Here is an 836-nt window from a genome sequence, read left to right as displayed (position 1 = left end):
GCATATAGTATGTATTTACTTATTCGATTTTCTTTAATCATATTTTGTCTAATCTTTCTAAAGAATTTTATCATTTTTCAGTGGTTGGTTATACTAAAGCAAAACGTATCTGTGTTACGAAAAGTTGCATTTTTAACAACGAGTCATTTTCGTTATTCTCGTTAGCGAATTTGCAATCCGTGCCCACAACACTATTTTTTGAACAGCTAAAATAACAATCTTCTTTCAATATTTCTTTTTTGTTTCACAGAATTATTATGATTGTAATTATTTCATTAGTTGATATTTAGGATTGGCAAGGAATGCAAATCTGCAATAGCGTTGGGTATTTGTGAATTGTTTATAGACGCCTTGCATGGTGTATCTAAATGCGTTTTTTTACAATTGAGAATAAAATTTATCCTCCTGCCATTGAGAAGGATTGTTGATAATGTAATTGGAAATGCGGTTGTATGCAGTTGCATTTCGAATCATATGGACGTGAAATCGATCTTGCCAATGAAATGGAATGTTGTTTTTTCGCGCCCATGTGGTTACCGAGGATTTAAATCCACGAACAATAGAGGACAAATTTTTGGATTGTGGCCCAAATTTATTTCCCAATACGGTAGAGACGCCATGCATGGCGTCTTTACCAGGAATGTTAAAATCATTGGCACCAATAAAAATAATACCATGAAAATGATTGGGCATTACCACAAATTCACCCAAGGATAGGTTCATATCAGGGCGAATTGCGATGGATTGCATCCATGCATTCGCAACCTCGTTTCCTAATGCAGATAAAATCATTTCTTTGTTTTTGATTTCTCCAAAAAAATGCGTTCTATTAGAGG

The 836-nt window shown here is 34.1% G+C and carries 1 protein-coding gene; it reads right to left on the bottom strand.

Going from position 1 to position 836, the window contains the following annotated elements:
- Positions 1-378: 378 nt before the first annotated feature.
- Positions 379-836: transposase (locus IU405_RS15625; protein WP_231749503.1), on the bottom strand; the 458-nt coding region annotated here is incomplete at its 5' end.

The organism is Polaribacter sp. BAL334 (assembly GCF_015767435.1).
Taxonomy (GTDB): Bacteria; Bacteroidota; Bacteroidia; order Flavobacteriales; family Flavobacteriaceae; genus Polaribacter.
This window is presented reverse-complemented; position numbering and strand designations above follow the sequence as displayed.